We start from the raw sequence: 26,952 nt of genomic DNA, 5'->3' as shown, positions 1-26,952 counted from the left end.
AACAAAGAAATCAACCGCTGTAAATTACTGATTTTTTGTTGCACCCTCTTTGAATATCTATTTCCTAGTGGACAGAGTAGTTAGGAGCTTCATTTGTGATTTGAACATCATGTGGATGGCTTTCTTTGAGGCCTGCACCTGACATTTCAACGAATTGAGCATTTTCACGAAGTTCTTGAAGGTTAGCAGCTCCAACATAACCCATTCCTGAACGAATTCCTCCAAGCATTTGGAAGACAATGTCGGCTGCAGAACCTTTGTAAGCAACACGTCCTTCGATACCTTCTGGAACAAGTTTATTAGCTTCATTAACAGCACCTTGGAAGTAACGGTCACTTGAGCCTTTCTTCATGGCTGCAATCGACCCCATACCACGGTATGATTTGTATTTACGACCTTGGAAAATTTCTGTTTCACCCGGTGCTTCATCTGTACCAGCAAACATTGATCCAAGCATGACAGCATTACCGCCAGCTGCAAGAGCTTTGACAATATCCCCTGAATACTTGATGCCACCATCAGCAATAATCGTTTTACCATACTCACGCGCAACACTAGCAGCATCATAAATAGCTGTGATTTGAGGAACACCGACACCCGCAACAACACGCGTTGTACAGATTGAACCTGGTCCGATACCAACTTTAACCACATCGACACCAGCATCATAAAGAGCACGAGCTCCTTCTGCTGTTGCGATGTTACCAGCAATCAATGTTTTGGTTGGGAAGTGTGATCGAATTTCAGCAATTTTACGAAGAACACCTGCTGAATGACCATGTGCTGTATCAATAACAATAGCATCTGCACCTGCCTCAAAGAGAGCTTCAGCACGTTCAAACGTATCTGACGTAACACCTACAGCCCCTGCAACCAAAAGACGACCAAATTCATCCTTAGCAGCATTAGGAAACTCAATAACTTTTTCAATATCCTTAATAGTAATTAATCCTGAAAGACGACCTTGCTCATCAACAAGTGGTAACTTTTCGATGCGGTGCTTATGGAGGATACGCTCGGCTGTAGCCAAATCAGTACCAACTTCTGCAGTAATAAGATTCTCACTTGTCATATGTTCTGAAATAAAGGAATTATAGTCTGAGATAAAACGCATGTCACGGTTAGTGATAATCCCCACCAATTTACGGTTATCCATAGAATCTACAATAGGAACACCACTAATACGATAGCGTTGCATGAGGTCTTCCGCTTCATGAACTTTTTGATTTGGCGTTAAGAAGAATGGATCAATAATAACGCCATTTTCCGAACGTTTAACTTTACGTACTTCTTCTGCTTGAGCTTGAACTGACATGTTTTTATGAACAACACCAAGTCCACCCGCACGTGCAATAGCAATTGCCATCTTGCTGTCTGTGACTGTATCCATGGCTGCTGTAATAATAGGAATATTCAAAGTCAAATTATCAGCTAATTTTGTCTGCATGTTCACCTCATTTGGTAGAACATGACTCTCTGCTGGAATGAGTAGGACATCATCAAAGGTAAAGCCTTTTTTCAAAAATTTAGATTCCCAATTTGACATGAAATATTCTCCTTTTATGCTTGTAATTAAATTTTATTTTTACTATCATATCATGCTAAAATATTTTGTCAACCGATATTTCAACAAGAACCTCTTAAAATTAAAAATAAAAAGTTTCTGTATTTTTACGAACTTTTAATTGCAATATCTCATTTAAAATCTGCTTTTTATAAGAGTTATTCCTTTACGAAAAGAAACAAGTTCCTAATAGAACTTGCTTCTTCACTAGTAATAAGCGTAATAATCTGACATATCATTGTCAATACAGCTTACTTTCATCTTATCTTAAAACGAATACCTATGATTATCTAAGCATCCTTTTATAAAGAAAGGACCTACCGTTTTGAAAAGAAAAATGGAGGTGTGTATTGACTTAGTTTTTCAAAACATTGTTGTGCCTTCTCATTATCTTCACAAATAATCAGACAAGTATCATCGCCACAAACGGTTGCTAGAATTTCCGGTAATAAAATAGAGTCTAAAATAGAACCAAAAGATTGTGCCAAACCCGGTAGTGTTTTTAAAACAACTTGATGTTGTACAGGAAACAACATCACAAGCGCATCTTCCATATAGAAGCGTAAACGTTTTTCCCAACGTTCTTGAGAAATACTATGAATTTCATAATAAGTTTCTGTTGATTCATGATTAATATCATTAATTTTAATGAGATTGAGTTCTTTCATATCACGTGATAGCGTAGCCTGAGTTACAGAAATACCATTTTTTTCAAGGAGCTCTCTTAACTCGTGCTGAGTATGAACCTTTGTCTCTGTGATTAACGAACGAATCAATTGATGTCGTGCCTCTTTTTTATTCATATCAGTTCCTTATTCCAAAAATTTTTTAAAATAATGCTTATTGCTATATAATAATTTTTTTCCCTTCAAATCAACAATATCTTGCTTCCGCAATTCTTTAAGTACATGGCTTACTGTCTCACGAGTCGTCGCACTCATGCTAGCGATCTCAGTTGTTGTAATGGGAAACGGTAGATAACCTTCTTCAGTTGGTACTTCTAATAGAAGAGTCGCCAAGGTTTGAACAACACGTGTCCTAGCACTTGAAGTAACCATATTTCGTAATCTTATTTCATGAATTTGTAGTAAGCGTGAGTATTTTTGACACAAGTGTCTCATCTGATTCATGTTGTTCTGTGAATATTCTTCATACAGTGCCACAGGGATTAAAAAATAAGTGACATCTGTAATAGCAACAGCTGAAAAATGGTAATGTTCCTCTAGAAAGAGCCCTCCATACGGAAAAATGGTTCCTTGTCTCACATAATCAGTATAAATAAAATCTCCCGAAACATCTACTTGCTCTAACTTAGCATGCCCTGTTTCTATCAAAAATAAGGTATCACGTTTATCTCCCTCAAAAAACAAGGTATGATTTTTTAAGGCCTTACGATACTTAATATGAGCAACAATGTGATCAAACTGCTCAATAGTAAAATGTTTGAAATCCTCTAATCCTCTTAAATAGATATACTGTTCTTTTGAAATCACTCTGGTTTGCGAAACATTCCTTTCAGCCTATTTGTCTACAGCAACTTATAGATATTATATCAAAAAACACAAGACAAGACTATTTTTTTACCAGTTAAGTATTTTGAATAGCTTAAATATTATTGCTTTTTTAATTTTCTTATGACATAATGTGCTTACATATCATCTAAAAAGGAGACTTCACATGAAAAAATTTATTGTTGATGATAGTTACTGGAAGTTGTTTCCCCATTCTAAAATTGGAGTTATATTAATCCATAACTACCAAATGAATGAAGACCTAGTAGACGAACTAGAACAGCTACTATCCCTTAGTAATAACCTAGCAAAAAAACATCTCCAAGAAGAGCAATTTAGCCAGAATGATGTCATCCAAACTTATCGAAAAGCTTACCAACAATTTAAAACTAAAAAAGGGGCCCGTTCGAGCATTGAAGCACTTCTAAAACGTGTTGATTCAGGCAATCCTGTCACATCAATAAGCCCTCTGGTTGATATCTACAATGCTGCCAGTCTCCAATTTGCTTTACCTATTGGTGCAGAAGATTTTGATACATTTGAAGGGGATTTGAGATTAACCATTACTAATGGTGGGGATGAGTTCTTCCTTATCGGAGATGATGAAAATAAGCCTACTCTACCAGGTGAATTGGCTTATATTGATAATGCTGGTGCAGTTTGTCGCTGCTTTAATTGGCGGGATGGAGCCAGGACCATGATTACGGATCAAACCGTCAATGCTTTTTTAGTCATTGAATTGATTGATATCACAAAAGAAGCAGAATTTAAAAATGCTTTAGATTTTATTGAAGAAAAAGCTAACTATTTCTTATCGGCTAAAACACAACAAATAATTTTAGATCAAAAACATACTAAAATAAATCTGAGCTAAATAATCTTTTTTCCAAAATAGTCGCCTATGAAAATAGAGATCTCTATTTTCATTTTTTAAGGATTTTTTGAATTGATAAATTATCATTTTTGAATTAAATACGTTTAAAAACGTATAGAAAACACTTACATTTATATAATGATACATTTTCCACCTAGAAACTGTTAACTTTTTAACAGTTTAGCTGTGAAATAATCCGTTCTTTTTTTTAAAAAAATAGTAAAATGAAAGCGTAAACAAACTGAGATAGCATTTATAATCTCACCATCATGAAAGGAGAATAGTATGTCTCACACAAGTCCAATTCATGTTTTCTCAGAGATTGGAAAACTCAAAAAAGTCATGTTGCATCGTCCAGGTAAAGAAATTGAAAACCTTATGCCGGATTATCTTGAACGTCTTCTATTTGATGATATTCCATTTTTAGAAGATGCTCAAAAAGAGCATGACGCCTTTGCTCAAGCTCTTCGTGATGAAGGCGTGGAGGTACTCTACTTAGAGACTCTAACTGCTGAATCTCTAACAACTCCAGAAATTAGAGAAGCTTTCATTGACGAGTATCTTTCAGAAGCTAATATCCGTGGCCGTTCTACTAAAAAAGCAATTTGCGAGTTGCTCTTGTCCATCGAAGATAACCAAGAACTCGTTGAAAAAACCATGGCAGGTATTCAAAAATCAGAACTTCCTGACATTCCAGATGAAGAAAAAGGATTGACTGATTTGGTTGAATCTGACTACCCATTTGCTATCGATCCAATGCCAAATCTATACTTCACACGCGACCCTTTTGCAACTATTGGTAACGGTGTGTCACTAAACCATATGTTTGCTGAAACACGTAATCGCGAAACACTTTACGGTAAATATATCTTTACGCATCATCCAATCTATGGTGGCGGAAAAGTTCCTATGGTGTACGACCGTGATGAAAACACACGTATTGAGGGGGGAGATGAGTTAGTACTCTCAAAAGATGTTCTAGCTGTCGGTATCTCTCAACGTACTGATGCTGCTTCTATTGAAAAATTATTGGTTAACATCTTTAAAAAGGACCTTGGTTTCAAGAAAGTATTGGCTTTCGAATTTGCCAATAACCGTAAATTCATGCACCTTGACACAGTGTTTACAATGGTTGACTACGATAAGTTCACTATTCATCCAGAAATCGAAGGAGATTTGAGAGTTTACTCTGTTACTTATGAAAATGAAGCTCTTAAAATCGTTGAAGAAACTGGTGATTTAGCTGAAGTACTGGCTGAAAATCTTGGTGTTGAAAAAGTTGAACTCATTCGCTGTGGTGGAGACAATCTCGTCGCTGCTGGTCGTGAACAGTGGAACGATGGATCAAACACATTGACAATTGCTCCAGGGGTAGTCGTTGTTTACAATCGCAACACTATCACTAATGCAATCCTTGAATCTAAAGGTCTTCGATTAATCAAGATTCACGGAAGTGAATTGGTTCGTGGTCGTGGTGGACCACGTTGTATGTCAATGCCTTTCGAACGTGAAGAAATTTAATGTAATCTAAGGCAGCTAGATATAGGGTCGGTATACAGTTATAGTCAAATATACTAACCCTATTGTACTCAAAATTAATTTATAGCAAATAGACAAAAAGAATAGGAGAATAACACTTATGACTCAAGTATTTCAAGGACGTAGTTTTTTAGCAGAAAAAGATTTTACCCGTGAAGAGCTCGAATACCTCATTGATTTTTCAGCTCATTTGAAAGACCTTAAAAAACGAGGTATCCCACATCGTTACCTAGAAGGTAAAAATATTGCCCTCTTATTTGAAAAAACATCTACACGTACACGCGCTGCTTTTACAACTGCTGCCATCGATCTTGGTGCTCATCCAGAATATCTAGGTGCTAATGATATTCAATTAGGGAAAAAAGAATCAACCGAAGATACTGCTAAAGTATTGGGACGTATGTTTGATGGTATTGAATTCCGTGGATTCAGCCAAAAAATGGTTGAAGAACTTGCTGAATTCTCTGGTGTTCCTGTTTGGAACGGACTTACAGACGAATGGCACCCAACTCAAATGTTGGCTGACTATCTAACTGTTAAAGAAAACTTTGGTAAACTTGAAGGAATCACTTTGGTTTACTGTGGAGATGGCCGCAATAACATGGCAAACTCTCTTTTGGTAACTGGTGCCATCCTCGGTGTTAACGTGCGCATCTTCTCACCAAAAGAACTATTCCCTTCAGACGAAGTTGTTGCACTTGCGGAAGGCTACGCTAAAGAAAGTGGCGCTAAATTAGTCATCACTGAAGATGCCGACGAAGCTGTTAAGGGAGCTGACGTCCTCTATACCGATGTTTGGGTATCGATGGGAGAAGAAGATAAGTTTGAAGAACGTGTTAAATTATTGACACCATATCAAGTCAATATGGATCTTATCAAAAAAGCTGACAACGAAGATTTAATTTTCTTACATTGTCTCCCTGCGTTCCATGACACTAATACCGTTTATGGTAAAGATATCGAAGAAAAATTCGGTGTTAAAGAAATGGAAGTTACAGATGAGGTCTTCCGTAGTAAATATGGTCGTCACTTTGATCAAGCTGAAAATCGTATGCACACTATCAAAGCTGTTATGGCAGCCACTCTTGGAAATCTCTTTATTCCAAAAGTTTAAACAGTTAAGCGACTAATTTATCTACCGTTATTATAAGGGCTGGACTGGCTAAAGCCCAGCCCTTTCATCATTGGCAAAAATGTTACTTTAAGGAGAAAAACATGACAAATCGTAAAATCGTTGTAGCCTTGGGAGGAAATGCTATTCTTTCTAGTGACCCTAGTGCTCAAGCACAACAAAAGGCTCTAGAAGATACTGCTAAACACCTCGTTAAACTCATTAAAAATGGCGATGAGTTGATCATCACTCATGGTAATGGACCACAAGTTGGTAATCTCTTACTTCAAAATATCGCTGCTGATTCCGATAAAAACCCTGCCTTTCCATTAGACAGTCTCGTAGCTATGACAGAAGGATCTATTGGTTTCTGGTTACAAAATGCCTTACAAAATGCTTTACTAGATGAAGGTATTGAAAAAGAAGTAGCATCTGTTATTACACAAGTTATTGTTGATAAAAATGACCCTGCTTTTGACAATCTTTCTAAGCCAATCGGACCTTTCTATACGGAAGAAGAAGCTAGAGCTGAAGAAGAACGTACAGGATCTACCTTTAAAGAAGATGCTGGTCGTGGTTGGCGTAAAGTCGTCGCTTCTCCAAAACCTGTCAAAATCAAAGAAATTGACACCGTTCGTACTCTTTTAAATAAAGGTTCTGTGGTTGTTGCTGCTGGTGGTGGTGGTATTCCTGTCATTCAAGAAGATAACGGTCACTTAACTGGCGTTGAAGCTGTTATAGATAAAGATTTTGCTTCGCAAACACTTGCTGAATCAGTAGATGCGGACCTTTTCATAGTCTTGACAGGAGTGGACTACGTCTTTGTAAACTTCAACAAACCAAACCAAACTAAACTAGAACGTGTATCAGTAGCAGAATTAGAAGACTACATCAAAGAAGAACAATTTGCACCAGGTTCAATGCTACCTAAGGTTGAAGCTGCTATGGCTTTTGTTAATAATAAACCAAGCTCTAAAGCTGTTATTACTTCTTTAGAAAATCTAGGTGAGCTTATTGCTTCTGAAAGTGGTACAATTATAGTGAAAGATTAATTAAATACAACAGAAAGAAAAGGTATTTCTTATGTCTAACGAACCCAAAAAATTAGGGATTATTGCTTTAACAGCCCTCATTATCAGTTCTTCCATTGGCGCTGGTATTTTTGCTATCCCTACAGATATGGCTGATGCTGCATCACCTGGTGGGGCTTTAATGGCCTGGCTTATTGCTGGTCTTGGGGTACTAACTCTATGCCTATCTATCGTTAATATCATTAATAAAAGACCTGAGCTCTCAGGTATTGTTAGCTACGCTGAAGACGGTTTTGGACCCTTTAATGGCTTTATCAGTGGTTGGGGGTATTGGCTATCTGCTTGGTTAGGTAACGTTGCCTTTGCAACTATGATGATGAAGACAATCGGACGATTCTTCCCAGCCTTTGGTGACGGTAGCAATCTATTATCTATTCTAGTTGCTTCTGTTATTCTATGGGGACTTTATTTCTTAGTTAATCGTGGTGTAGAGTCTGCCGCTTCTTTAAACACTATTATTACTCTTTGTAAACTTCTTCCCCTTGCCTTTTATATTATTTTAGCTATACTCTTCTTTGATGTTAATACATTTATGGATAATTTCTGGGGAACAACTTCTGGCAGTTTCGAACTATCATCTGTTATTAAGCAAATTCAAAGCTCAATGATGGTTATTATGTGGGTTTTTGTTGGTATTGAAGGAGCTGCCATGATGTCTGATCGAGCTAGTAGTAAAGCAATCGTTGGAAAATCAACTGTCCTTGGACTTATTGGACTTCTGGTGGTTTATATTGCTGCTTCCATTTTACCCTATGGTATCCTAGCACGTGAACAAATTGTTGGACTTCCAAATCCAGCTATGGGATATGTCCTAGCAGAAAATGTTGGAAGCTGGTTCCCAATTGTTGTCAACATCGCATTAATTATTTCTATTTTCGGTGCTTGGTTGTCTTGGACAATGCTTCCCGCTGAAACAACCCTAATCATGGCCCAAAAAGACCTATTGCCTGCTAAATTTGGTAAATTAAATGGTCAAGGTGTTCCTACCTACTCACTCTTTTTCATGACAGCCTTAACACAAGTTTTCATGTTTACTTTGCTCTTCACTGAATCTGCTTACCAATTTGCCTATGCTCTCTGTACAGCTGCCATGTTTATCTCTTGGCTATATGTCGTTCTCTATCAGACAAAATTATCCAAATCCTTAAATGACACTAAACAAATGCTTCTAGGACTAATTGGTTCTGTGTTCTTCATTTGGGTCATTTGGGCTTCTGGTATCGACTACTTCTTACTTTGTTTAATTGCTTACTTAGTAGGAATATTCTTCTATATCCAAGCACGTAAACAAAAAGGCGTCAAAAAAGTATTTTCAAAAGCTGAGTTAATTTTATTAGTCTTTCTTGTTGCCGGTGCCCTTCTTGCTATCTTTAGATTAGTAACAGGACAAATTTCATTTTAATAGACACAAAAGTCTGGTAAAAAGAGGCGGGGCGCACCTGTCTCTTTTTACCATTCTGAAATAAAAAATGATATGATAATGTCAGAAAGGATACAATTATGAAAATCAATGCGTTTGGTGTTGAAGAATGGTTAAATGTCTGGGAAAATGATGCCATCTATGATATTGCTGGTAGTTCGATTGCTTCGATGACCCTTGAAGAAATTTTGGAACTCAATCCCGAAAATAAAGAAAGCTTACTCAACGAATTACTTCAGAAAAAAATGAATTATGGTTGGATTGAGGGATCTCCAGAATTCAAAAAAGAAGTTGCTAAGCTGTATCAAACTGTTAAACCAAGTCAAATACTGCAGACCAATGGAGCTACTGGAGCTAACTTTTTAGCTCTCTATAGTTTGATAGAACCTGGAAATCATGTCATTTCGCTTTACCCTACTTATCAGCAACTTTATGACATTCCACGTTCGTTTGGTGCCGATGTTTCACTTTGGAAAATTCATGAAGAAGACAATTGGTTACCGTCATTAGATAACCTACGCCAATTGATAAAACCAAATACCAAAATAATTTGTATCAATAATGCCAATAATCCTACTGGTGCTGTTATGGACAGGGCATTTTTGGAAGAATTAGTGTCCATCGCCAATCAAATTGGTGCCTATATTGTTTCTGATGAAGTTTATAAACCACTGGAAGACAATATAGACGTTCCAGCTATTGTTGACCTCTATGACAAGGGAATCTCAACTAATAGCTTATCAAAAACGTATTCTGTTCCTGGCGTTCGTGTTGGATGGATTGTGTCAAATGATCAATTAGCTGATATTTTTCGCAAATACCGTGATTACACAATGATTTGTGCAGGTGTTTTTGATGATTTGATCACCACACATGTTTTAAAACATAAGGAATTTGTTTTAAAACGAAATCACGACATTGTATCGCGTAATTTAAAAATAGTAAAAGATTGGGTAGCTAATGAGCCAAGAGTATCACTAATCTTTCCAAGACACGTGTCAACCTCTTTTATTAAGTTAGATATTCCAGAAGAGATAGAAAATTTTTGCATTCGTTTACTCAAAGAAAAAGGCGTTCTTCTCGTTCCTGGAAATCGTTTTGATATGCCTGGTTATGCTAGGCTCGGTTACTGTACTCATACAGAGACTTTGCAAAAAGGATTAGAAAAACTATCTGAATTTTTGAGAGAGTTTGATTAATTCTTGTAACACAAATATCAGAGAGATTAAAGCTCTCTATCTATAGCTAATACTAATCATTACTCGTGGTGCTAGTTGATTTCAAAATATCTCAAATGATAAGCCAGTATGATTTGTTCGATTCTCAATTGTAGTCTCCTAATGCTTCTAGTCAACGTGTGCTCAATATAAAATAGCGAACAAAGTTCAGAAAAGCGAGTTTCGATCGTTCTTCTCATGACAAGTAACTGTCAATGATTATGCTGTTCTAACCTATCTTTTAGTTCTTGACTGAGGTAGCCTAAATCGGCAAGAACGACAGATTGCCTACAGCCTTCTAGGAGTTCATCAACGACTTTAATATCGTGAACAGAGGCTGGTATCACAACATAGTTGAGAATAAACCCCGACAAAGTGACCAACATATGGACTTTAAAACCATAGAACCAAAGGTTTTTAGCGGTATTATACCAAATATCAGCGACTTCATTGAAAATCTTGGCGCTATGATTGCGAATTGGCTGGCAAAGCGGCAATGGAAAACTGTCCATAATCACAATAGTATCTGGCGAGATTGCCTTACTCAAAGCTTGTCGAATGAGCTGAACCAACCAAATAAGTTGCCCTGTTCGTCTATTAAAGCGACTTCTTTCTAGTATAAGCTATTATGACCAAAGAAAAGGTGACAAATCCTGTAAAAACGGCGTTGAGATGTTATCCCTAACTCAGCTTGAAGTAGCAATAACACAAGAAGTGACTCATCTGAAACTTTGGCTAAACCGATATTACGACGATGTTTCAACGAATCGGGGCAGTAGGTCAGATAAAATTGAGAACTAATTTGGGATAATTGGTTGATATTCCATTGTAAATGATGGGATTTAGCGGTATACTGTAAGCGGCTCATTAGGACTACCTCCTGTTTGTTTTGTCACTTACAGTATAGTCCTTTTGGGCTTTTTATTGTCGTTGAAAATCAACTAGCACCACGAGTAATCATTATTCTAACAGCAGGCATGATTTAACTTATTGGTGATTGATAGACAATCTGTGACTATCCTAAATTATTTCTCAAAACTATAAAAAAACTGATTAGAAACTCAATGTTATACTCGAAGAAAATCACAATCTGACTAGGAAAAGAGATGCAGATAGAACTGAAATTCATCAAGGTAACCTAGACAACGTCAGATTTTTATTCTTAATGAGTATTAGGTTTTCTGTTTGAACATCGAACCATGTTAAAAGGCTTAGAATCAACGTTTCTTGCCAACATCATTCTAAGCCTTTTTTGTTTTTAAGCTCTTTTTTCCTATCTACTCTTTATCAATGTTTAAAAATAATTGATTCCCATCGCTTCTTTCACTTCTGATAGCGTCTGTCCTGCTACAGCGCGTGCTTTTTCACTACCTTTTTCAAGCATGGCAAAGACTTGTCCCATATCCTTGGCAAATTCTAAACGACGCTCACGGATTGGTGATAATTCACGCTCCAAAATGTCCAAAAGATAACGCTTGGTTTTAACATCTCCAAGGCCACCTGCTTGATAGTGTTCTTTCATAGCAGTAATATCCGCCTGATCTTCCTCACGACCAAAAATATCTAAATAATGGAAAACCATATTCCCTTCGATTTGTCCTGGATCTTCCACACGAATGTGATTAGGATCTGTATACATGCTCATGACTTTCTTACGGACAGTATCCATATCGTCAGAAAGATAAATCCCATTACCAAGGGATTTAGACATCTTAGCATTACCGTCAAGACCTGGCAGACGACCAGCAGCTTCGTTTTCTGGATACATACCTTCTGGTTCGACCAAAACATCACACTTGTAAGTGTGGTTAAAACTACGAACAATTTCACGTGTCTGCTCAATCATCGGTTTTTGATCATTTCCGACAGGTACAAGATTAGCTTTAAAAGCTGTGATATCAGCTGCTTGTGAAACAGGGTAAACCAAGAAGCCAGATGGAATAGACTCTCCAAAGCCTTTTTGAGCAATCTCTGTTTTAACAGTTGGATTGCGTTCCAAACGTGCCAACGATACCAAGTTCATGTAGTACATGGTCAATTCAGCTAATTCTGGAATCTGACTTTGGATGAAAATGGTTGATTTTTCTGGATCAAGACCCGCTGACAAGTAGTCCAAGGCTACATTCCCTATAGAATCTTTGATCATCTCTGATTCCTTAGCATGGTCCGTAAGAGCCTGTTGATCAGCCAAGAAAACGAACATGTCATACTTATCTTGGTTTTGCAAAAGGACACGATTTTTAAGGGAGCCAACATAGTGTCCTAAGTGTAATTTCCCAGTTGGGCGATCTCCTGTTAAAATAATTGGTCTAGTCATTTTTTCTCCTTTACAGTTCATTGACAATACTGTCAATTTCTTTAAAATAATCTTCTTTAGTGAGGGTGTAATGCATCATAGTGATAACACGATTGGGAACTTTCTTATCAAGCTTAGCGTAAGGGTCTTCATGACTGAATCTCATACCAATCTTTTGCATGACCCGACCAGATGCTGGATTTTCTTTATCATGACGAGCAATCAAGCAATTCATATCGAATTTTTCGAAAAAGAGGGTTGCAAAAACTCTTGCAGCTTCTGTCATATAACCTTGATTCCAAAAATGTTTATCTAAGGTATAGCCAAATTCAGCACGACCTACGTCTTCTTTTAAATGATGCATGTCAATGGTGCCAATAAACTGGCCAGTCTCTTTTAACTCAATACCCCAGCGTCCCAAAGGATGAGCTAGATAGATGCTAGCGATAATGTTTTTGGTTTCTTCCAGCGATTGATTGGCAGCAAAAGTCCAACGCACATTTTCTTCATCGGAAGCGTAAGCATACATTTCCTCAGCATCTGCTAAGGTTACTGGACGAAGGAGTAATCTCTCTGTTTCCAGAACTCGGTATCGATCTAACTTTTGATAAACATTTTCCATTCATCACCCTACTTTTAACATCAAAAAACTCACGTAGATAAATCTACGTGAGGGCGTTTACTAATCTGACGCGGTACCACCTCAATTAACACAGTTGTGTCATCTCTTACCTTATTAAGAATTAAGAAGCATGATACCATTTGGTTTCATGTGAAACATCAGCCCACTTGATTAAGTTGTCCTACTGGTTTACAGCAACCACCAGCTCTCTAAAAAGGACTAAACCTAACTACTTATCTGAATAGGTTTATTCTAAAAAAAACACTTCCAAATGTCAAGTTTTTAAAAAGTTATATTGACTTGATATGCAAGCTAATAGATAATATAAATAGACTCAAAATAATGATTAAAAACGACAGGAGAACAAGGTGTCAAAAAAAATAAAAAACTTTATATTGCTAAATATCGGTTCCTTAGTCACTGCAGTTGGTTTTAATGCTTTTTTCTTTCCCAATAATATTGTTACTGGTGGAATGAGTGGGCTTGCTATCAGCTTGCACGAAATTTTTGGTTGGGACACTGCCACATTTATGATGGTATCAAACATTCCACTGCTACTAATTTGCTATTTTTGCTTGGGAAAATCTATCTTTGTAAAAACCATTTACGGTTCATGGATCCTTCCTATCTTCATAAAACTAACGCAATTTTTACCGACAATCACTGAAACACCCCTACTTGCGACATTATTTGGTGGTCTTATCGTAGGAGCTGGTTTAGGTATCGTTTTTTGGAGCGATTCATCAACTGGAGGAACAGGCGTTATCGTTCAATTACTTGGAAAATATACTCGTATTAGCCTTGGTAAAAGTGTTATTTTAATTGATGGTATTGTCACGGTTATTGGTTTTGTTGCCTTTGATAGTGACACTGTTATGTATTCCATTATTGGTTTAATCACTATTAGTTATGTCATTAATACAATTCAAACAGGTGTTACAACACTGGTAACTGTCTTTATCGTTTCACAAAATTATCAGCCAATCAAACATTATATTACGACTACTGCAGATCGTGGTGTAACAGAGATTCCAGTTAAAGGTGGCTATTCTGGCACAAATCATATCATGTTAATGACAACTATCGCTGGTTATGAATTCACAAAATTACAAGAAGCTATTTTAAAGATTGATGAAACTGCCTTTATTACTGTTACCCCTGCTTCTCAAGCTCTAGGACGAGGATTTAGCCTTCAAAAAAGCCATGGACGCTTTGACGACGATATTCTTATGCCAATGTAATTGATTGATAAATAAGCATTTTTTAAGTAAAATGAAGTAGCATAATATAGATAAAATGAGGTAATCACATTGCTTACAGTTTCAGACGTATCTTTACGTTTTAGTGATCGCAAACTTTTTGATGATGTTAACATCAAATTTACAGAAGGAAATACTTACGGACTTATTGGTGCCAATGGTGCTGGGAAATCAACGTTTTTGAAAATTCTAGCTGGTGATATTGAACCATCTACAGGCCATATTTCACTTGGCCCAGACGAGCGCCTATCTGTCCTTCGTCAGAACCACTTTGACTATGAAGAAGAACGTGCAATCGATGTTGTTATCATGGGTAACCAAGAACTCTACGACATCATGAAAGAAAAAGACGCTATCTACATGAAAGCAGACTTTTCTGATGAAGATGGTGTACGTGCCGCTGAGTTAGAAGGCCAATTTGCAGAGCTAGGTGGCTGGGAAGCTGAATCAGAAGCCTCTCAACTACTTCAAAACCTTAATATCCCAGAAGACCTTCACTATCAAAACATGAGTGAGTTGGCAAATGGTGATAAGGTTAAAGTTCTCCTTGCTAAAGCCCTCTTTGGTAAACCAGATGTGCTTCTTCTAGACGAGCCTACCAATGGTCTTGATATCCAATCTATCTCATGGTTGGAAGATTTCTTGATAGATTTTGAAAATACCGTTATCGTCGTATCCCATGACCGTCACTTCTTAAATAAAGTATGTACACACATGGCTGACCTTGATTTTGGTAAAATCAAACTCTTTGTTGGTAACTATGATTTCTGGAAAGAATCATCTGAGTTGGCTGCACGTCTCCAAGCAGACCGTAATGCTAAAGCTGAAGAAAAAATCAAACAATTGCAGGAATTCGTTGCCCGTTTCTCTGCCAACGCTTCAAAATCAAAACAAGCGACATCTCGTAAAAAAATGCTTGATAAGATTGAACTTGAAGAAATTGTCCCATCAAGTCGTAAATACCCATTCATCAATTTCAAAGCTGAACGTGAAATAGGAAATGACCTGCTAACCGTTGAAAACTTATCCGTCACCATCGATGATGAAAAAATCCTCGACAATATCAGTTTCATCCTCCGTCCAGGCGATAAAACGGCGCTTATCGGTCAAAATGACATCCAAACCACTGCTCTTATCCGTGCTATCATGGGCGAAATCCCTTATGAAGGTACTGTTAAGTGGGGCGTGACAACTAGCCAATCTTACCTACCAAAAGACAATACCAAGGATTTTGAAAATGGTGAGACCATCCTTGAATGGTTACGTCAGTTTGCAGCAAAAGAGGAGGATGACAATACCTTCCTTCGTGGTTTCCTTGGTCGTATGCTCTTCTCTGGTGATGAGGTTAACAAGTCTGTCAACGTCTTGTCAGGGGGCGAAAAAGTGCGCGTGATGTTGTCAAAACTCATGCTTCTAAAATCAAATGTCTTAGTACTTGACGATCCAACCAATCACTTGGACTTGGAATCTATCTCAAGTCTTAACGACGGTCTTAAAACTTTCAAAGAATCCATTATCTTTGCCAGCCATGACCATGAGTTTATTCAAACACTTGCTAATCATATCATCGTTCTTTCTAAAAATGGCGTCATCGACCGTATCGATGAAACCTACGATGAATTCCTTGACAATAAAGAAGTTCAGGCAAAAGTTCAAGAACTTTGGAAAGACTAAATCACAAAACTCAGTTGTTTATCAACTGAGTTTTCTACTATCCTTTACAAAAAGTTTACAAGGTTGAATCTATGACTTCTACATTTACAGTTACAGTTAAAAGAGCATTTTCCTATTTTCTAGCATTCTTATTTCCTGTCTTCATCATGGTTATTGTGCTTCTCTCCAATGAGATTTGGTGGGGAAGTGATCGAACCGTTCTAGCTAGCGATGGTTTTCATCAGTACGTTATTTTTGCACAAAATCTCAGAAATATCTTACACGGGTCTGACAGTATTTTTTACACCTTTACTAGCGGTTTAGGGTTAAATTTCTATGCATTGATGAGTTATTATTTAGGATCGTTTTTATCACCCTTTTACTATTTTTTCTCTCTAGAAACTATTCCTGATGCTGTTTATCTCTTCACCTTACTAAAATTTGGCTTTTCTGGGCTAAGTATGTTCACAGCTTTACGACAACTTTACAAGATTGTCAATAATTTTTTACTCTTATCTCTTTCCACTTCTTATGCGCTAATGAGTTTCGCCATTAGCCAATTAGAAATTAATACTTGGTTGGATGTCTTTATCATCGCTCCACTTATCATACTCGGCTTACACCTACTCCTTAAAAAACGTCAATTTGGGATTTATTACTTATCTCTGACAACCTTATTTATTCAAAATTATTATTTTGGATTTATGATGTCTATCTTTCTAATCCTCTATTTTCTTGTTCAACAAAGTAGGTCCTTCTCTTTTAAAACATTGCTGAAACAAGCGTTAGATTTTTCTCTCATCTCAATATTCTCAGCCTTATCCAGTGCTATTATGTTGCTACCAGCCTATTTAGATCTTTCAACTCATGGAGAAGAATTTTCAACGTTTAGTCAATGGATATCAAAAGATGCCTGGTACCTAGATCTATTTGCTAAAAATATTGTTGGAGCTTATGACACAACCAAATTTGGCTCTATCCCAATGATTTATGTTGGCTTATTTCCCCTCATTTTAAGCCTTCTATTCTTAATCCTTCCTACTATAAAATGGCAAGTACGCCTAGCTTATTGTCTACTTCTAGGAATTATTGTTCTTTCATTTTATCTTGAACCACTGGATCTTCTATGGCAAGGCATGCATGCCCCAAATATGTTTTTACACCGCTATTCTTGGCTCCTATCCTTACTAATTGTCTTTATGGCTGCAGAAACACTTAGTTATTGGAAATCTTTACACGCGAAACATATCCTATTTATAGTCATCATTTTATTCTTAGGATTCTCAGCAATAACCAGTTTTCAAAGAGAGTATCCTTTCCTAGAAAACTCTCAATTTATCCTAACCTTCATTTTTCTAATCGCTTATCTGGTAATACTTCTTAACAATAACAATCCTCTGTTGCCAAAAGGATTTTTACTTAGCTTTACACTAACCTTTACACTCTTTGAAATATTTATGAATACCTTCTTAGTCGTTAGTAGTTTAGGAGATGAGTGGGTATTTCCTACAAGAGAAGGCTACGAAAAGCATATGACTGATATCTCTGCCCTTGTCGATTACTCAAAATCTAAAGAAAATGATTTCTACCGAACAGAGCGTCTTCTCCCCCAAACGGGAAATGATAGCATGAAGTTTAACTATAATGGTATCTCTCAATTTTCATCCATACGTAATCGATCATCTAGTAGTTTACTTGATCGACTAGGATTTCAATCAAATGGTACAAATCTCAATCTGCGTTACCAGAATAATACTATCATTGCAGATAGCCTGTTTGCTGTGAAATATAATCTTAGTCAATCGGATCCTCAAAAATTTGGTTTTACCAAAGAAAAAACATCAAATGATACTTCACTTTACAAAAATATCTATACTTTACCATTAGGTATTCTTACCAATGATATTTACAGAGATGTCAAGTTAACTGTAAACACACTTGACAATCAAGCAAGTTTTTTAAATCAATTATCCGGTCTATCAGAAGACTATTTTCAGCGCTTAAATAAACAACCCTTGACGTCATTGACAACTTTATCAAATACTATTAATCTCAAACCTGATCAATCTAATATAACAAAGATAAGCTATCAAGTCACAATTCCTTCCCACCAGCAAGTCTATGTTAGCCTTCCAAATCTTAACATTTCAGATAACAATCAAAAAGAGGTAACTGTTTCTCATAAGGATAACTCACAAACCTTCACAACTGATAGTGCTTATACTTTCTTTAACATTGGTTATTTTGAAAATGCGCAAACAGCTACTATTACCCTAACTTTTCCTGCTAATAGTACTGTTAGTTTTGATTCTCCCAATTTTTATGGTCTTGATACATTTTCTTATCAAAAAGCTATAAAAAGCCTTGAGCAGCAAAAAACGCAAACAAAGACAGAAGCCAATACTGTTTTAACAACTTATCATGCTAAGCGTGACTCTTCAATAGTTTACACCATACCTTTTGATAAAGGATGGCAAGCAACAGTTAATGGTAAAAGAGAAAAAATTCGACGGGTTCAAAGAGGATTAATGGCTGTTGATGTTCCTCAAGGTGAGGGAACTATTAGACTTAGCTTTACTCCGCAAGGTCTAAAAGAAGGTAGCCTATTATCACTATTAGGACTAGGATTATTTACTTGTTATAACGTAATAACTAAGCTAATCTCTGCTAAATATAAAAAAGTATCACAATAAAGAACAGGAGCTAGGAAAAATCCTAACTCCTGTTCTTTATTTTATAAAAACAAAAAGCTGAGTACACTCAGCTTAAGATAGTCCGTACGGGATTCGAACCCGTGTTACCGCCGTGAAAAGGCGGTGTCTTAACCCCTTGACCAACGGACCGTAGGTGTTATCTTTAACACTCTTATTATTATAGCAAATAATTTTTTTTTGTCTAGTCCTTTTTTCAACTTTTTTTATTTTTTTACTATTGCAGATTAGATTATTTTTTGATAAACTAATGTGGTTGATAAAGGTCCCATAGCTCAGCTGGATAGAGCATTCGCCTTCTAAGCGAACGGTCGCAGGTTCGAATCCTGCTGGGATCAAAAAATAAGCAATCAGAAGAAAATTCTGATTGCTTTTTATTTCTAGCCTTTATTTATGATAGGGACTGCCTTGCTGAATCATAAAAACACGATAAATCTGCTCAACAAGTACTAGGCGCATTAGTTGATGGGGTAATGTTAACAAACCAAAACTCATTAAATGACTAGCCCTTTTTTTAACACGCGCATCTAGCCCTAGACTACCACCAATGATAAAAGTAATGGTGGAACTACCAGCTAAAGTAACTTTAGACATCTGATTAGCAAAATCTTCCGATGACGATTGTTTTCCTTCAATTGCCAAAGCTATAACATAATCTCTATCACCAATTTTAGCTAAAATTTTATCGCCTTCTTTTGCTAAAATGTTGTTATTTTCCGCTGAACTTGCTTGATCTGGCGTTTTTTCATCGGGTAATTCAATAATTTCACATTTAGTGAAACGTCCCATACGTTTAACATACTCTGCAATACCATCTTTTAAGTATTTTTCTTTTAATTTCCCTACACAAATAATCTTTATTTTCATGATCTGATTATAACATATACACAAACTTTTAACACCTTATCCACATACTAATTTCCCAATAAAACTAAGACTTTACCTTTTATTTAAAGGATTTCCACAATTTTTCAAAACTTATCCACAACCTGTGGATACTTTTCTTTTTCAAATCTTTAAGATATAATTAAGACACTTAAATTATCATTTTAAACAATACATTAGTAATCTAAAAATAGATAGGGGCGATTTCATTTGAAACAAAAATCAAATAACAATGGATTTCAAAGGATAATTCTAATAATCCTAGTAGCAATACTCTCAGGCATGGCAGGAGCTTATCTCATGCTCTATTTTTCCAATAACCTGTCAACTCCTTTGAATAATCCGCAATCCAAAGCCAAAACAAGCAATGTGGTTTACAATAATACTACCAACACGACTAAAGCAGCCAAAAAAGTCCAAGATGCTGTTGTATCAGTTATTAACTACAAAAAGAATACCGATTCTTCTTTAAATGATCTTTACAGTCAAATGTTTGGTGGCGATAAGAACAAGCATTCTGAGGATGATTTCAGGGTCTACAGCGAAGGATCTGGTGTTATTTATCGAAAAGAAGGTGGTTCAGCTTACATCGTCACTAACAATCACGTTATTGATGGAGCTGAAAATATCGAAATTATGCTTGCTGATGGAACAAAAATCGTCGGAGAACTTGTTGGATCTGATACTTATTCTGATTTAGCTGTTGTCAAAATTTCTGATGAAAAAGTATCTACAGTTGCGGAGTTCGCAGACTCTGATAAATTAAACGTTGGAGAAGTAGCGATTGCAATGGGTAGTCCTCTAGGAAGTGAATATGCTAACTCTGTTACACAAGGAATTGTATCAAGTCTTAGCCGTACAGTAACGCTTAAAAATGAGGATGGTGAAACCACTTCAACCAATGCTATCCAAACAGATGCTGCCATCAACCCTGGTAACTCTGGTGGTGCTTTGATTAATATTGAAGGACAAGTTATTGGTATCAATTCAAGTAAAATTTCATCTACCTCAGCTGCTCGCGAAGCCGTAGAAGGTATGGGATTTGCTATCCCATCCAATGATGTCATCAAAATTATCAATCAGTTAGAAAAAAGTGGGCAAGTGACTCGCCCAGCACTAGGTATTACTATGGCAAATCTTAGTGATCTCTCAACAAGTGCAATCTCAGAGCTTAATATTCCGAATAAGCTCACTGGAGGTATTGTTGTTGCCTCTGTTCAAGATAAAATGCCTGCCTCAGGTAAACTGAAACAATATGATGTCATCACTGAAATTGACGGTGAAGAAGTAACCTCAACCAGTGATCTACAAAGTATTCTTTATGGTCACGAAATTGGTGATACCATTAAAATTACCTACTACCGTGGTAAAGATAAACAGACCACTGACATTAAATTAAGTAAGTCAACACAAGATTTAGAAAACAACTAAGAAAAGCCCTGATGGGCTTTTTCAATATTTCATAACCTTAGGATAATACTATGGAAGATATTTTAAAAGACATACAAATCAATGATATTACAACAAATCCTAATCAACCTCGACACCATTTCAATGAAGAAGAGATTAAAGAACTTGCTGAATCAATAGCCAATAATGGACTGATCCAACCTATTATCGTTAGACCTTCTGATGTTATTGGATACGAACTGATTGCCGGAGAAAGGCGTCTAAGAGCGCATCAATATCTTGGCAAAAAATCTATTAAAGCTGTTATTACCGATAAAAATTATCAAGAAAGTATGAAGCAAGCTCTTATCGAAAACCTTCAAAGAGCTGACCTGAATCCCATTGAAGAAGCTAAGGCTTACCAAAATATACTTGATAAATTAGAAATTACACACCAGGAATTAGCTATCAGTGTCGGAAAATCTCGCCCTTATATTTCCAATCAATTACGTTTACTCCAACTCTCTAAATCTTGGCAGAATGCTATAAGAGAAGGAATAGTCATGCCAGGCCATGCACGATTGATTCTAAACCTCTCACAAAAAGAGCAAGACATCTGGCTAAATGATATAATTAGTCAACAATTAAGTGTACATCAGCTAGAAAAGAAGTTAAAACAAGACCGCCATCCGTCTTCTTCCAAAGAAAAAGTCATTTTTCAAGATTATCTCGAAAAAGAACTGCAAAAATCACTTGGTTTAGAAGTTAGCATCTCAGGATTTCAACAAAAAAAAGGACAACTATCGATTAGCTTCGCAAATGAAGAAGAATTCAACAGAATTATCAACAAGCTAAAATAGATTGTTAGTTTCAATATAAAAAAATAGTACTTATACACAATAAAAAATAAAAGAAGTCCTTATTAATACAGGCTTCTTTTTATTTTCCACAACTTGTGGAAAACTTCTTTTCACATTGTGGATTTTCTTTTTAAACTTGTGGAAAACTCATCTTCTTTATGTTAGAATGTTAGCAAGACGAGACTAAAAAAGGAGACAGCTATGACCGAAAATGAACGGATCTTTTGGAATAGGGTTTTAGAATTGGCTCATAGCCAGCTAAAGCAAGCAACTTTTGATTTTTTTGTAACCGATGCAAGATTAATCAAGATTGAACATAACATAGCAACTATCCTATTAGATAGTGAAATAAAAGAACTCTTCTGGCAAAAGAATCTTCAACCATTCACACTGACAGCTGGGTTTGAAATTTTCAACGCAGAAATTACAAATCATTACATTTTCTCAGAAGACGAATTACAGCCTAAAACAGCTAACGAAGTTGCCAACTATGGGACAGAAGTCGTTCAAACAACACCTACTTTACCCTATATTGAATCAAACCTTAATGATAAATATAGTTTTCAAAATTTTGTTCAAGGTGATGAAAATCGCTGGGCAGTAGCAGCATCTATCGCAGTTACAGAAGGGCCAGGTACTACCTACAATCCTCTCTTTATTTATGGTGGACCAGGGTTAGGTAAGACCCATTTATTAAATGCCATTGGAAATACCGTTTTACAGGATAATCCGCATGCTCGTATTCGTTATATTACAGCTGAAAATTTCATGAACGAATTTACCAAGCATCTCAGACTCAATACTATGGATGAATTAAAAGATAATTTCAGAACACTTGATGTTCTTCTTATCGATGATATCCAATCCTTACCTAAAAAAACCACTAATGCAGGGATACAAGAAGAATTTTTCAACACTTTTAACGCTCTTCATGTCAATAACAAACAAATTGTTTTAACCAGTGACCGTAATCCTGATCATCTCAATGATTTGGAAGATCGTTTGGTTACTCGCTTTAAGTGGGGATTAACAGTCAACATTACACCACCAGATTTTGAAACACGTGTAGCAATCTTGACGAATAAGATTCAAGAGTATGATTTTGATTTCCCTACAGAAACCATTGAATACCTTGCTGGCCAGTTTGATTCAAACGTGCGTGATCTAGAAGGCGCTTTAAAAGATATCAGCCTTGTCGCTAACTTTAAAAAACTAAAAGTGATTACAGTTGAAGTTGCAGCTGAAGCTATTAGAGCTCGTAAAAAAGATGGCCCCGAAGTTACTGTCATCCCAATCGAGGATATTCAAACAACTGTTGGAAAGTTCTATGGTGTCACTGTTAAAGAAATCAAAGCAACCAAGAGAACACAAAATATTGTTTTAGCGCGTCAAGTTGCTATGTATTTGGCGCGTGAAATGACGGATAATTCTCTTCCAAAAATTGGCAAAGAGTTTGGTGGACGTGACCATTCAACCGTTCTACACGCTTATAATAAGATCAAAAATATGCTGGCTCAAGACGAAGGACTTCGTATCGAACTGGAAAGCATCAAAAACAAAATCAAGTAATTGTGGATAAGTTTCGATTTTTAATCAAGTTTATCCACAACTTGTGAACAAGTCTTATTGATTGATTTTACTTGCTTTTTAAGACTTTTCCACATTATCAACAGTGCCTATTACTAATACTATATATTATACTTTAGATATAAAGGAGTATCTATGATTTCATTTGCGATTAACAAAGCATTTTTCCTACACGCTCTTAATGCTACAAAAAGAGCTATTTCTACTAAAAATGCTATTCCTATTTTATCAACAATTAAAATTGAAGTTGCGACTTCTGGAATCACTTTAACAGGATCTAATGGTCAAATTTCAATTGAACATTTCATTTCAGTCGAAAATGATAATGCTGGCTTGTTGATAACTTCTCTAGGAGCTATTCTTCTGGAAGCTAATTTCTTCATCAATATCGTATCAAGTCTTCCTGACGTCACTCTTGACTTTAAAGAAATGGATAATTACCAAGTTCAAATAACAAGTGGTAAATCAGAAATCACTCTTAAAGGTAAGGATGTTGAACAATACCCACGTCTTCAAGAAGTTGATACTAATAATCCTTTAAGTATGGAAACGAAAACACTTAAGCAAGTCATCACAGAAACATCATTTGCAGCTAGTACACAAGAAAGTCGTCCTATTTTAACTGGTGTTCACATCATACTTAAGGATAATCAAGTATTTAAAGCTGTAGCAACAGATTCTCATCGTATGAGTCAACGTCAACTAAATTTAGAGAAAAAATCAGCTGATTTTGATGTTGTTATTCCTAGTCGCTCACTACGTGAATTTTCAGCCGTTTTTACGGACGATATTGAAAACGTAGAGATCTTCTTCTCTTCAAGTCAAATTCTCTTCAGAAGTGAAAATATTAGCTTCTACACACGTCTTCTCGAAGGAGCCTATCCAGATACTGACCGCCTTCTTACCCCTAATTTTGAGACAGAGGTTGTCTTTAAGACGGCCAATCTTCGCCAAGCTATGGAACGTGCCTTTTTAGTGTCAAATGCGACACAAAACGGAACGGTAAAATTGGAAATTACTGGTAATGCAGTCAGTGCTCATGTAAACTCACCAGAAGTCGGAAAAGTTAACGAAGAATTAGATACTGAAACTGTTTCAGGTAGTGATTTGACCATTAGTTTCAATCCTACTTACTTGATTGAAGCTCTTAAAGCTCTCAAAAGTGAGACTGTTCGTGTTCGTTTCCTATCTCCAGTACGTCCATTTACCTTAACTCCAGGAGATGATAGCGAAAACTTCATTCAATTAATTACACCAGTTCGTACGAACTAGTATCAAGAACCATTTAGTTTGTCTAGATGGTTTTTTCGTTTCGAAATTTGTTATAATAAGCAAAGAAGGAGAAGAATCATGTACCAAATCGGAAGTAAGGTTGAGATGAAAAAACCTCATGCCTGTATCATCAAAGAAACTGGCAAAAAGGCCAATTCTTGGGAAATTACGCGCCTGGGAGCAGACTTTAAATTAAAATGTACTAATTGTCAGCATGTTGTCATGATGAGTCGTCATGATTTTGAACGTAAACTCAAAAAAATACTCTCGCAACCAGAATAAGATTGTCAAATTAACATTTTGAAGGTTTTTGCAACCATGAGTTGCGCCTAAAAGTGCTGGTAAAGCTAAGGATTCCAGTTTATACTGATGTTGAAAATTAAAGAAGGGATGGTATTACCATGACTATTTTTGCTGAACAGCTCAAAAAACTGCGAACAGAGAAAAAACTATCACAAGATACTTTGGCTGAAAAACTTTTCATCTCTAGACAATCTATTTTCGCAGTAGCTGATTGTTGGCCAAGGGCGTATAGAACTTCTTGCCAAACTAATCAGCCTTGCGGGGGTGCGACAACGAAATCATAGATTTCTGTCTTACCGCCAATTGTGAAAATGGTGATGCTACACCAGATTTGGAGAATTTAATTAAGTTGGCAGAGATTTTAGAGGTTAGTCTGGATCAACTCATATTAGGCAAAGAACCACAGGTTAAAATTGAGCGAGTAGTCGAAACAAGAGAAGCAGAGAGACCAATGACCTTCTGGGAATTTATCGCAGGTTATTGGTGGCTACTTTTATCAATATTAGGATATCTATCTTGGTTTTTGCCACATATCCTTGCAAATGTCTTTGGATAAAAAGTCTAGCAGATGCTAGGCTTTTTCTTTTATTTTCTGCTATAATGGTTATGATTGAAAAAAGATAAGGAAGTTATAAACTATGGCTTTAACAGCAGGTATTGTTGGTTTACCAAACGTTGGGAAATCGACACTATTTAATGCAATTACAAAGGCTGGAGCAGAAGCAGCCAACTACCCATTTGCTACTATTGACCCAAACGTTGGGATGGTTGAAGTGCCAGATGAACGTCTTAATAAATTAACAGAATTGGTTAAACCTAAAAAGACAGTTCCGACAACCTTTGAATTTACAGATATCGCCGGTATCGTTAAAGGAGCTTCTCGTGGAGAAGGTTTGGGAAATAAATTCTTGGCTAATATCCGTGAAGTCGATGCTATTGTCCACGTTGTTCGTGCTTTTGATGATGAAAATGTTATGCGTGAGCAAGGGCGTGAATCAGACTTTGTTGATCCGATTGCTGATATTGAAACCATCAATTTAGAGTTGATTTTAGCTGACTTGGAGTCTATCAATAAACGTTATGCGCGTGTTGAAAAAATGGCTCGTACTCAAAAAGATAAAGATTCGGTAGCTGAATTTAACGTTTTGGAAAAAATCAAACCAGTTTTGGAAGATGGCAAATCAGCCCGCACCATTGACTTTACTGAAGAAGAGCAAAAAGTGGTTAAAGGTCTCTTCCTCTTGACCACTAAACCAGTGCTTTATGTCGCCAACGTTGACGAGGATAAAGTCGCAGAACCGGATGATATTGATTATGTCAAAGCCATTCGTGAGTTTGCAGCTACTGAAAATGCTGAAGTTGTTGTGATCTCAGCGCGTGCTGAAGAAGAAATTTCTGAACTTGACGATGAGGATAAACTAGAATTCTTAGAAGCGATTGGTCTTACAGAATCAGGAGTTGACAAATTAACACGTGCAGCCTATCATCTCTTGGGTCTTGGAACTTACTTCACTGCAGGTGAAAAAGAAGTCCGTGCTTGGACCTTTAAGCATGGGATTAAAGCCCCTCAAGCAGCGGGAATCATCCACTCAGACTTTGAAAAAGGCTTCATTCGAGCTGTGACTATGTCTTATGATGACTTGGTTCAATATGGATCTGAAAAAGCAGTCAAAGAAGCAGGACGCCTGCGTGAAGAAGGAAAAGAATACATCGTTCAAGATGGCGATGTTATGGAATTTCGTTTCAACGTTTAAGATTTTAAAAATAACAACCGGCTGGAAGTTACTT

The 26,952-nt window shown here is 36.5% G+C and carries 21 protein-coding genes, 2 tRNA genes and 2 pseudogenes; 17 read left to right on the top strand and 8 right to left on the bottom strand.

The features are described from left to right. Window positions 1-64: 64 nt before the first annotated feature. The 3 genes from guaB to ACMZ6U_RS02020 all read right to left on the bottom strand — a co-directional run bounded on the left by guaB (window position 65) and on the right by ACMZ6U_RS02020 (window position 3,057). A complete protein-coding gene (gene guaB, locus ACMZ6U_RS02030) occupies window positions 65-1,546 on the bottom strand; it encodes an IMP dehydrogenase (RefSeq protein ID WP_416105986.1) in 1,482 nt (493 codons plus the stop codon). 335 nt (window positions 1,547-1,881) lie between these two features. Further along, window positions 1,882-2,367: an arginine repressor gene (locus ACMZ6U_RS02025; protein WP_104968771.1), complete on the bottom strand. Its 486-nt coding sequence runs from the start codon at window positions 2,365-2,367 to the stop codon at window positions 1,882-1,884. Between the two features lie 9 nt (window positions 2,368-2,376). Then, a complete protein-coding gene (locus ACMZ6U_RS02020; RefSeq protein ID WP_416105985.1) occupies window positions 2,377-3,057 on the bottom strand; it encodes a Crp/Fnr family transcriptional regulator in 681 nt (226 codons plus the stop codon). Between the two features lie 184 nt (window positions 3,058-3,241). Here ACMZ6U_RS02020 and ACMZ6U_RS02015 point away from each other — a divergent pair, with 184 nt between their 5' ends. From ACMZ6U_RS02015 to ACMZ6U_RS01990, 6 genes are all read left to right on the top strand, one after another. Continuing rightward, a complete protein-coding gene (locus ACMZ6U_RS02015) occupies window positions 3,242-3,949 on the top strand; it encodes a B3/4 domain-containing protein (protein WP_416105984.1) in 708 nt (235 codons plus the stop codon). Between the two features lie 285 nt (window positions 3,950-4,234). Then, a complete protein-coding gene (gene arcA, locus ACMZ6U_RS02010; protein ID WP_416105983.1) occupies window positions 4,235-5,470 on the top strand; it encodes an arginine deiminase in 1,236 nt (411 codons plus the stop codon). Window positions 5,471-5,588: 118 nt separating this feature from the next. Then, a complete protein-coding gene (gene argF, locus ACMZ6U_RS02005; RefSeq protein WP_218653835.1) occupies window positions 5,589-6,602 on the top strand; it encodes an ornithine carbamoyltransferase in 1,014 nt (337 codons plus the stop codon). 101 nt (window positions 6,603-6,703) lie between these two features. Beyond that, the gene (arcC, locus tag ACMZ6U_RS02000) at window positions 6,704-7,651 is read left to right on the top strand and encodes a carbamate kinase (RefSeq protein WP_416105982.1); all 948 of its coding nucleotides are present in this window, start codon (window positions 6,704-6,706) and stop codon (window positions 7,649-7,651) included. Between the two features lie 31 nt (window positions 7,652-7,682). After that, a complete protein-coding gene (arcD, locus tag ACMZ6U_RS01995) occupies window positions 7,683-9,092 on the top strand; it encodes an arginine-ornithine antiporter (RefSeq protein WP_416105981.1) in 1,410 nt (469 codons plus the stop codon). A 98-nt stretch (window positions 9,093-9,190) separates the two neighbouring features. Continuing rightward, the gene (locus ACMZ6U_RS01990; RefSeq protein ID WP_416105980.1) at window positions 9,191-10,309 is read left to right on the top strand and encodes an aminotransferase; all 1,119 of its coding nucleotides are present in this window, start codon (window positions 9,191-9,193) and stop codon (window positions 10,307-10,309) included. A 71-nt stretch (window positions 10,310-10,380) separates the two neighbouring features. Here ACMZ6U_RS01990 and ACMZ6U_RS01985 read toward each other — a convergent pair. The 3 genes and pseudogenes from ACMZ6U_RS01985 to ACMZ6U_RS01975 all read right to left on the bottom strand — a co-directional run bounded on the left by ACMZ6U_RS01985 (window position 10,381) and on the right by ACMZ6U_RS01975 (window position 13,245). Beyond that, window positions 10,381-11,195 (bottom strand): annotated as a pseudogene (locus ACMZ6U_RS01985) (IS982 family transposase). A gap of 426 nt (window positions 11,196-11,621) precedes the next feature. Beyond that, a complete protein-coding gene (trpS, locus tag ACMZ6U_RS01980; protein WP_416105979.1) occupies window positions 11,622-12,644 on the bottom strand; it encodes a tryptophan--tRNA ligase in 1,023 nt (340 codons plus the stop codon). Window positions 12,645-12,654: 10 nt separating this feature from the next. Next, complete coding sequence (locus tag ACMZ6U_RS01975) at window positions 12,655-13,245, bottom strand: GNAT family N-acetyltransferase (protein WP_416105978.1); 591 nt, start codon at window positions 13,243-13,245, stop codon at window positions 12,655-12,657. Window positions 13,246-13,613: 368 nt separating this feature from the next. On the opposite strand from ACMZ6U_RS01975, the gene ACMZ6U_RS01970 reads away from it, so the two are divergent. The 3 genes from ACMZ6U_RS01970 to ACMZ6U_RS01960 all read left to right on the top strand — a co-directional run bounded on the left by ACMZ6U_RS01970 (window position 13,614) and on the right by ACMZ6U_RS01960 (window position 18,850). Next, window positions 13,614-14,486, top strand: a complete 873-nt coding sequence (locus tag ACMZ6U_RS01970; protein WP_416105977.1) for a YitT family protein — start codon at window positions 13,614-13,616, stop codon at window positions 14,484-14,486. 69 nt (window positions 14,487-14,555) lie between these two features. Continuing rightward, window positions 14,556-16,178: an ATP-binding cassette domain-containing protein gene (locus tag ACMZ6U_RS01965; protein WP_416105976.1), complete on the top strand. Its 1,623-nt coding sequence runs from the start codon at window positions 14,556-14,558 to the stop codon at window positions 16,176-16,178. Window positions 16,179-16,249: 71 nt separating this feature from the next. Continuing rightward, window positions 16,250-18,850 (top strand): YfhO family protein, encoded by a 2,601-nt coding sequence (locus ACMZ6U_RS01960; RefSeq protein WP_416105975.1) that lies wholly within the window; start codon window positions 16,250-16,252, stop codon window positions 18,848-18,850. Between the two features lie 78 nt (window positions 18,851-18,928). Here the strand turns inward: ACMZ6U_RS01960 and ACMZ6U_RS01955 are convergent. Continuing rightward, window positions 18,929-19,000 (bottom strand) — tRNA-Glu (locus tag ACMZ6U_RS01955). A 132-nt stretch (window positions 19,001-19,132) separates the two neighbouring features. Here ACMZ6U_RS01955 and ACMZ6U_RS01950 point away from each other — a divergent pair. After that, a tRNA-Arg gene (locus ACMZ6U_RS01950) sits at window positions 19,133-19,206 on the top strand. 49 nt (window positions 19,207-19,255) lie between these two features. On the opposite strand, the gene rlmH is transcribed toward ACMZ6U_RS01950, so the two are convergent. Then, on the bottom strand, window positions 19,256-19,735 hold the full coding sequence (rlmH, locus tag ACMZ6U_RS01945; RefSeq protein ID WP_416105974.1) for a 23S rRNA (pseudouridine(1915)-N(3))-methyltransferase RlmH: 480 nt from the start codon (window positions 19,733-19,735) through the stop codon (window positions 19,256-19,258). A gap of 300 nt (window positions 19,736-20,035) precedes the next feature. On the opposite strand from rlmH, the gene ACMZ6U_RS01940 reads away from it, so the two are divergent. The 7 genes and pseudogenes from ACMZ6U_RS01940 (at window position 20,036) to ychF (ending at window position 26,918) form a co-directional block, all read left to right on the top strand. Further along, complete coding sequence (locus ACMZ6U_RS01940) at window positions 20,036-21,184, top strand: S1C family serine protease (protein ID WP_416105973.1); 1,149 nt, start codon at window positions 20,036-20,038, stop codon at window positions 21,182-21,184. Window positions 21,185-21,234: 50 nt separating this feature from the next. Continuing rightward, complete coding sequence (locus ACMZ6U_RS01935; protein WP_416105972.1) at window positions 21,235-22,002, top strand: ParB/RepB/Spo0J family partition protein; 768 nt, start codon at window positions 21,235-21,237, stop codon at window positions 22,000-22,002. Between the two features lie 201 nt (window positions 22,003-22,203). Continuing rightward, the gene (gene dnaA, locus ACMZ6U_RS01930) at window positions 22,204-23,571 is read left to right on the top strand and encodes a chromosomal replication initiator protein DnaA (RefSeq protein WP_416105971.1); all 1,368 of its coding nucleotides are present in this window, start codon (window positions 22,204-22,206) and stop codon (window positions 23,569-23,571) included. 153 nt (window positions 23,572-23,724) lie between these two features. Then, window positions 23,725-24,861 carry a DNA polymerase III subunit beta gene (dnaN, locus tag ACMZ6U_RS01925; protein ID WP_416105970.1) on the top strand — a complete coding sequence of 379 codons (1,137 nt, stop codon included), beginning with the start codon at window positions 23,725-23,727 and terminating at the stop codon, window positions 24,859-24,861. 78 nt (window positions 24,862-24,939) lie between these two features. Further along, window positions 24,940-25,143, top strand: coding sequence for a DUF951 domain-containing protein (locus ACMZ6U_RS01920; RefSeq protein WP_416105969.1), 204 nt, complete (start codon window positions 24,940-24,942; stop codon window positions 25,141-25,143). Window positions 25,144-25,262: 119 nt separating this feature from the next. Then, window positions 25,263-25,720: pseudogene (locus ACMZ6U_RS01915) on the top strand (helix-turn-helix domain-containing protein). A gap of 82 nt (window positions 25,721-25,802) precedes the next feature. Then, window positions 25,803-26,918 (top strand): redox-regulated ATPase YchF, encoded by a 1,116-nt coding sequence (gene ychF, locus ACMZ6U_RS01910; RefSeq protein WP_416105968.1) that lies wholly within the window; start codon window positions 25,803-25,805, stop codon window positions 26,916-26,918. Window positions 26,919-26,952 lie beyond the last annotated feature (34 nt).

This window comes from Streptococcus pluranimalium, assembly GCF_047785745.1.
Taxonomy (GTDB): domain Bacteria; phylum Bacillota; class Bacilli; order Lactobacillales; family Streptococcaceae; genus Streptococcus; species Streptococcus pluranimalium_B.
This window is presented reverse-complemented; position numbering and strand designations above follow the sequence as displayed.